This is a genomic window from Microbacterium sp. PF5 (genome assembly GCF_004794315.1).
Taxonomy (GTDB): domain Bacteria; phylum Actinomycetota; class Actinomycetes; order Actinomycetales; family Microbacteriaceae; genus Microbacterium; species Microbacterium sufflavum.
This window is the reverse complement of sequence record NZ_SSDQ01000171.1, coordinates 118825-125065: the sequence shown is the minus strand read 5'-3', so window position 1 is coordinate 125065 and position 6241 is coordinate 118825. Positions and strand designations below refer to the sequence as shown.

At 72.0% G+C, this 6241-nt stretch carries 6 protein-coding genes; 1 reads left to right on the top strand and 5 read right to left on the bottom strand.

Translation table 11 applies throughout. From position 1 onward, the window contains the following. From DW297_RS17695 to DW297_RS17675, 5 genes are all read right to left on the bottom strand, one after another. The coding region (locus DW297_RS17695) for an HAD family hydrolase (protein ID WP_136034870.1) at positions 1–474 on the bottom strand (474 nt) is incomplete at its 3' end. Next, positions 471–1610 (bottom strand): TIGR03364 family FAD-dependent oxidoreductase, encoded by a 1140-nt coding sequence (locus tag DW297_RS17690; protein ID WP_136034868.1) that lies wholly within the window; start codon positions 1608–1610, stop codon positions 471–473. The genes DW297_RS17695 and DW297_RS17690, both read right to left, overlap by 4 nt. Then, positions 1607–3376 carry a phosphonate ABC transporter, permease protein PhnE gene (gene phnE, locus DW297_RS17685; protein ID WP_136034866.1) on the bottom strand — a complete coding sequence of 590 codons (1770 nt, stop codon included), beginning with the start codon at positions 3374–3376 and terminating at the stop codon, positions 1607–1609. Before phnE ends, DW297_RS17690 begins: the two co-directional genes overlap by 4 nt. Further along, on the bottom strand, positions 3373–4200 hold the full coding sequence (gene phnC / locus DW297_RS17680) for a phosphonate ABC transporter ATP-binding protein (protein WP_136034864.1): 828 nt from the start codon (positions 4198–4200) through the stop codon (positions 3373–3375). The genes phnE and phnC overlap by 4 nt, the downstream gene beginning before the upstream one ends. A gap of 118 nt (positions 4201–4318) precedes the next feature. Further along, a complete protein-coding gene (locus tag DW297_RS17675) occupies positions 4319–5248 on the bottom strand; it encodes a phosphate/phosphite/phosphonate ABC transporter substrate-binding protein (RefSeq protein WP_136034862.1) in 930 nt (309 codons plus the stop codon). A 169-nt stretch (positions 5249–5417) separates the two neighbouring features. Here DW297_RS17675 and DW297_RS17670 point away from each other — a divergent pair, with 169 nt between their 5' ends. After that, on the top strand, positions 5418–6161 hold the full coding sequence (locus DW297_RS17670; protein ID WP_240744676.1) for a GntR family transcriptional regulator: 744 nt from the start codon (positions 5418–5420) through the stop codon (positions 6159–6161). The last annotated feature ends 80 nt before the right edge of the window (positions 6162–6241 follow it).

The window sequence follows — 6241 nt, the reverse complement described above, 5'->3', positions numbered from 1 at the left end:
CGCGGTGAGCACGAGGTCGGGCGCCGGACGGCCGCGGCCCGCGTCCACGGGCGAGAGCGCCACGTCGACGAGGTCTCCCCATCCGAGCCCGTCGAGCAGCGCCTGCCGGGTCACTGGTGCGAACCCGGTGGTCAGGGCCACGGCGAGTCCGGCGTCCTTGAGCCCCTGGATCGCGTCCGCGGCCCCGGGGATCTCGGTCACGCCGTGTTCCGCGACGATCTCCGCATAGGCGTCCTCGAACGCGGCGGTGGCGCGCTGCGCGGCGGCGAGGTCGCCGTCGGCGAGGTGCAGGAAGACGTCGAGCTTCGACTGCCCCATGGTGGCGCGCACGTGGTCGAGCGCTTCCTCCCACGGCAGCCGCGCGGCCACCCCGGTGCGCTCGGCGGCGCGCTGGAACGCCTGCTCCACCACGCCGTCGTCGCGCACGGTGGTGCCGGCCATGTCGAGGACGACGAGTTCGATCGGAGTGGTCATGGTGTTCCTTCCAGGGCGGGTGCCCGGCCGAGGGCCGAGGCGAGGGTGAGCTCGGCGAGTCCGAGCCCGCAGGTCATGCCGATGCCGGTGGTCGCGGCGATCACCAGGGTGCCGTCGTCGCCGCGGTCGACGAGGAACTCGCCCGGGGCCTTGGCGTACACGCCCTGCCACCGCTCGATCACGCGCGGCTCCGGCATGTCGAACAGCGCCAGAGCCTCCGCGAGGAACGCGGCGAACGCGGCCTCGGGCTGGAACGGCGCGGGAGCGGTCGCGGTCGCGTGCGAGTCGCCCAGGATCAGGGTGCCGTCGGGCAGCTGCGTGTACATCTGGTTGAGGTCGAGCGCGGCGAGGTCGGGGCGTTCGGCGTGTAGGCGCTCGCGCAGCGCCGCGGCCTGCGGGGTCGCGGCGAACCGGCCGTAGCGGATGAGCGACCACCCGGTGAGCAGGGGCGCGTCGAGCGGTCGCGGGAGGGTCGCCGCGACCCGCATCATGTCGAGGGCGCAGCGGGCGACACCGTGCCGCTCGGCGACCTCGGGCAGCAGCTGGTCGAGGTCGTGGTTCACGGCGACGACCACGACCCCGGCATCGATGCGACCGCGCGTGGTCTCGACCCGTCCGTCGGCGAGGCGGGTCGCGGCGGTGCGGAAGCGGAAGTCCACACCGTTCGCGGCGAGGTGGCGCACGATCGCGGCGGCCGCGGTGCGCGGATCGGTCTGCAAGTCGGCCTCGATGAGCGCGCCACCGTGCAGCCCCTCCGCGCGCAGCGGCGCCCGGCGGCGCAGTTCGGCGCTGTCCAGCATCCGGATGCCGCCATCGCGCGCCGCGGCCTCCAGCACGTCCAGCTCGTCCCGGTGCCTGGCGGCCACGAGCGTGCCGGACTCACGCAGCCAGAACCCGGCGTCGCGGGCGAGCCGCAGCCACAGCTCGCGCGAGGTGTCGGCGTAGCGCCGCGCGTCTCCGCCCTGGGCGCCGATGCACAGGTGCCCGAAGTTGCGCACGGTCGCACCGACGGGCCGGTCGCTGCGGTCGAGCACGATCACGCGCAGCCCCCGGCGGACGGCGGCGTACGCGGCGCCGAGCCCCACGATGCCCGCACCGATCACGACCACGTCGGCGGTGTCGTTCGCGCGGGTCATCGGAACACCTTCCTCATCCACATCGCGAGACCCTCCACCGCGAGCACGGTCACCAGGATCATCAGGACGATCGCGGTCACCGTCTCGTAGCGGGATCCCTGGCTGGCGTTCAGCAGGTAGTACCCCACGCCGCCACCGCCGACGATGCCCAGGATGGTGGCGGCACGGATGTTGGTGTCGAGCATGTAGAAGCTGTGCCCGATCAGCGCCCTGGTCCCCTGCGGCACGGTGGCGGCCGCGTAGGTCTGCAGGCGGGTCGCACCGACCGCACGCAGTGCGCGCTCCGGTCCGCGGTCGACCTCTTCGAGGGAGTCGGCGATGAGCTTGCCCAGCAACCCGATGCCGCCGATCGCGAGCGCGATGACGCCGGCCTGGGCGCCCAGTCCCGTGATGACGACGAGCACGATCGCGAGGATGAGCTCCGGGATGCCGCGGATGCCGACGAGCAGCAGGCGCGCGGTCCCTCGCGCGGCCGCGTTCGGGGCGACGTTGCGGGCGGCGAGCGAGCCGAGCAGCAGGGAGGGCAGCAGGGTGAGCACGGTCGCGGCGAGCGCGATCGCGACGGTCTCGCGCATGGCCTCCAGCATCGCGGGCGCGTCGTAGTTCCCGAACGACGGCGGCCAGAAGCGCGCGGCGACCTCGGGGAGCTTGGCCCAGAACGTGAAGAGGTCGAGCCAGGTGATCTGGCTCACCGCGACGCTGCCGATCACGACCAGGACGGCGGCGACCCCGGCGAGGGTGTGGCGCACGCGCTGCGCGGTCCAGGGGCGGCGGAGGGCGGTCTGCGGTGTCGCTGCCCACTCCGACCGGGCGGCGGTGGGCGCGGTCGTGCGGCGCAGCCGGGGGTGCACCAGGCGGTCCATCCAGGAGCGCGTCTGCCGCTGCTCGCCCAACATGGCCCCGCGCACGAGGCTCGACACGACCTCCATCGCGATGCACAGCGCGAAGATCACGAGCGCGATGCCGAGACCCTTGCCGTAGTTGAGCGCCTTGAACGCGTACGACATCTCCAGACCGAGCCCTGCGACGCCGACGTAGCCGAGGACGACGCTGCCGCGCAGGTTGATGTCGTTGCGGTGCAGCACGGTCGCGACCCAGCTCGGCAGCACCTGCGGGAGGATGCCGGCGGTGAACTCCTGCAGCTTCGAGCCGCCCGCGGCCCGGATCGCCAGCCGCGGACCCTCGTCGATCTGCTCGATCGCGTCGGCGAACATCTTGGAGATCATGCCGATCGAGTGGATGCCGATCGCGAGGATGCCGGGCAGGGTGCCGAGCGAGAACATCAGCACGAACGCCATCGCGAGCACCACGTCGGGCAGGGCGCGGGTCAGCACGCCGACGAACCGCGCCGCGGCGCGCCAGCCCGCTCCCGGGGTGGTGTTGGAGGCGGCGAGGTAGGCGATCGGCACCGACAGCACCGCGGCGAGCAGGGTGCCCACGAGCACGAGGCCCACCGTCAGCGCGATGAGCCACAGGAGCTCGCCGGGCTCCGGGAAGGAGAGGCCGCCGACGCGGGCCAGGAAGTTCTGCGCGTTGTCCCAGCTCTGCACCATCGCGGGGATCGAGATGTCGACGTCGCGCACCGCGAGCACACCGAGCACGACGAGCGCGACGAGCGTGAGTCCCGCGGCGATGCGCTCCGGCGAGGGCCGGCGCCGGGGCGCACGGGCCGCGACGGTCGCTCCGCCCGATCCGGTGGGGGCGCCCCCGCGCGGTGCCGCGCCGCCGCGGGTGCCGGGCGCCGCCGACGTGTCCAGGGCCGTCATGCCACGCCCGCCGGGGTGGCTGCGTCAGCGAGCTCGACCTGCACGGCCGTGATCTCCGCGGTCGTCGTGGCCACGCGTCCGTAGATCTCCATGACCTCCGCCTTGCTGAGGCCGTCGGTGGGGGTGTCGAGCACGACCTCGCCGTGCCTCAGCCCCACGATGCGGTCGGCCCAGCTGATGGCGAGGTCCACCTGGTGCAGGCTGCACACCACGGTGAGCCCCTCGTCGGCGGCGATGCGGCGGATGAGAGCCATGACCTGCTCGCTGGACTCGGGGTCGAGCGAGGCGACGGGCTCGTCCGCGAGCAGGATGTCGGGCTTCTGCATGAGCGCACGGGCGATGGCCACGCGCTGCTGCTGTCCGCCGGAGAGGGTGTCGCTGCGCTGATACGCCCGGTCGAGCAGGCCGACGCGGTCGAGGTGTTCGAGAGCGGTCAGCCTCGCGCTGCGGGAGTAGCCCCAGAGCCCGAGGCGGGGGCCGCGCACGCGCGAGAGGGAGCCGGTGAGCACGTTCTCCAGCACGGTCAGCGACGGCACGAGCTCGAACTGCTGGAAGATGAAGCCGACGCGGCTGCGCAGGTCGCGCAGCGCCCGGCCGCGCAGCGCGGGGACCGCGGCACCGAGCACGTCGACCACGCCGGCGGTGGGCACCTCGAGCCCGTCGAGGTGACGCAGGAGCGTCGACTTCCCTGAACCGGACAGGCCGAGCAGCACGACGATCTCGCCGCGGGCCACGGTGAGCGACACGTCGCTCAGAGCCGTGGTGCTGCCGAAGGTCTTGGTCACGCCGTCGAGGCGGATGAGGGTGTCGGTGGCCGCGGTCATGGCATCTCCTTGTCGTGCGGTCGGGTCCGGTGCGAGGACCTTCGTCCCGCTGCGCTCGCTCAGGAACCGCAGTCGGTTCCTGAGCGAGCGCCGGCGAGACGAAGGGCACATCAGGCCGTCAGGCCTTGCACTGCTCCGCTTCGGTCTCGGCGCAGATGTCGCGGATCAGGTCGTAGTAGGCGTCGTCGACCGGCTTCGTGGCGTAGAACACGCTGCGGAACGCGTCGGAGTCGGCGCCGTCGATGCCCGCGGCGATGATGTCGTCGATCGTGACTTCGCCGAGCGCGTCGACGAGCTCCTGCGCGACCTCGTCCGGGAGGGACGAGGAGTAGACCAGGGGCGCACCGGGCACCATGGTCTCGTCGATCACCTTCACCTTGTCGGACTTCTCGACCTCGGAGTCCTCGGCGAACCCGACCTCGCACTCGACGCCCTCGCCGACCTTCTGCACGCTCACGTCGTGCTTGCCCGCGAAGACCGGCGTGATGTCGGCCTGGGGGTCGATGCCCGCCTCGAGCAGGTTGTAGGAGGGGAAGAGGTAGCCGGAGGTCGACGACGGGTCGACGAAGCAGACCTTCTTGCCGGCGAAGTCCTTCAGGCTGGTGATGTCGCTGTCGACGGGGACGATCGCCTGCGAGTAGTAGCCGGGCTCCTGGCCCTCCTCGGTGATGATCGACGAGATGGGCGTGAGCTTCGCGCCGTTGTTGGTGGCGGTCACGTAGGTGAAGCCGGAGAACGACGCGACGTCGACCTTCCCGGCGACGGCGGCCTCGATCAGCGCGGCATAGTCGGTGGACTCGTGGTACTCGACGGTCTTCCCGGTGACCTCGGCGATGTAGTCCATCAGGGGCTGGTAGTTGGTCTCGGTGTCGACCGAGTCGGGCACGACGCCGAAGACCAGCGTGTTCTCGTCGACGGCGAACCCGCTCGCGCCGGCGGACTGTGCGTCGCCGGGGGCGTCGGTGGCCTCGGCCGTTCCGGCACAGGCGGCGAGGCCGAGCGCGAGGATCGCAGCGCCGGCGAGGGCGGGGAGAGCACGGAGCTTCATGGTGGACCTTTCAGGGTGGGAGGGGTGATCCTCGACGACTCTGACAGGCCCGGTCTTCAGATGTATACCTATCTCGGAAGAGTTCAGGGCGCGTTCACCCGCCATTCGCCTGGGTGAACACTCACCGGCTATCCGCGGCATCCGCGCGATGGCGAAGTAATGTACCTATGTGGCCGAAGCTGTGTACACCCAGATCGCCGACGACCTGCGCGCCCGGATCACCGACGGCACGCTGCGCCCCGGCGACGACGTACCCACCGAGGCCGAGCTCGCCGAGCGCTGGCACACCTCCCGCGGCCCGATCCGCAACGCGCTCGCGGCGCTGCGCGCCGAGGGGCTGATCGAGACCGGTCGCGGACGCCCGGCGCGCGTCGTCGCGCGCAAGGCGAACCAGGCGGTCGACGTGTCGGTGCCGTTCACGCGCTGGGCGCGCGAGCTCGGCGTGACCCCCGGCGCCGAGACGCAGGAGCTCAGCCTGCGCCGCGCCGGCGACCTGGGCCCCGCGCTCGGCGTGGGGCGCGACGACACCATCGTCCGCGTCGTCCGCCTGCGCCTCCTCGACGGGCGGCCGACCATGCTGGAGCGCCTCGCCTACACCGAAGACGTCGGGCGTCGGCTGTTCGAGGTCGATCTGGACGAGGTCTCGATCACCGAGTACCTGGCCTCCCTCGGGCATCCGATCGTCACGCTGCGGCACGAGATCGATGCGGTCGCAGCCGACGAGCAGGACGCGAGCCTGCTGCGGGTTCCGCGGGGCGCACCGATCCTGCGACTCACGCGCACGTCGCGCGACGCCGACGGACGCGTCTTCGAGGCCTCGGAGGACCGCTACCTCAGCGAGGTGGTCCGGTTCACGGTGGCGGCGTCCGGCATCTCGACCGATGGGCACTTCATGCGCGCCGTGGGTGCGTGAGGAGAGGGAGTCGGCCGCAAGGGAAAGGGGCCGGAAACAGATTCGCGATCGCGGGCACGGGAGTGTTCAGAAGCCAGAAA

What these genes read in the sequence shown, in the direction of transcription:
- DW297_RS17690 (WP_136034868.1), bottom strand. Translation starts at nt 1,610, where the DNA reads ATGACCCGCGCGAACGACACCGCCGACGTGGTCGTGATCGGTGCGGGC.
- DW297_RS17675 (WP_136034862.1), bottom strand. Translation starts at nt 5,248, where the DNA reads ATGAAGCTCCGTGCTCTCCCCGCCCTCGCCGGCGCTGCGATCCTCGCG.
- phnE (WP_136034866.1), bottom strand. Translation starts at nt 3,376, where the DNA reads ATGACGGCCCTGGACACGTCGGCGGCGCCCGGCACCCGCGGCGGCGCG.
- phnC (WP_136034864.1), bottom strand. Translation starts at nt 4,200, where the DNA reads ATGACCGCGGCCACCGACACCCTCATCCGCCTCGACGGCGTGACCAAG.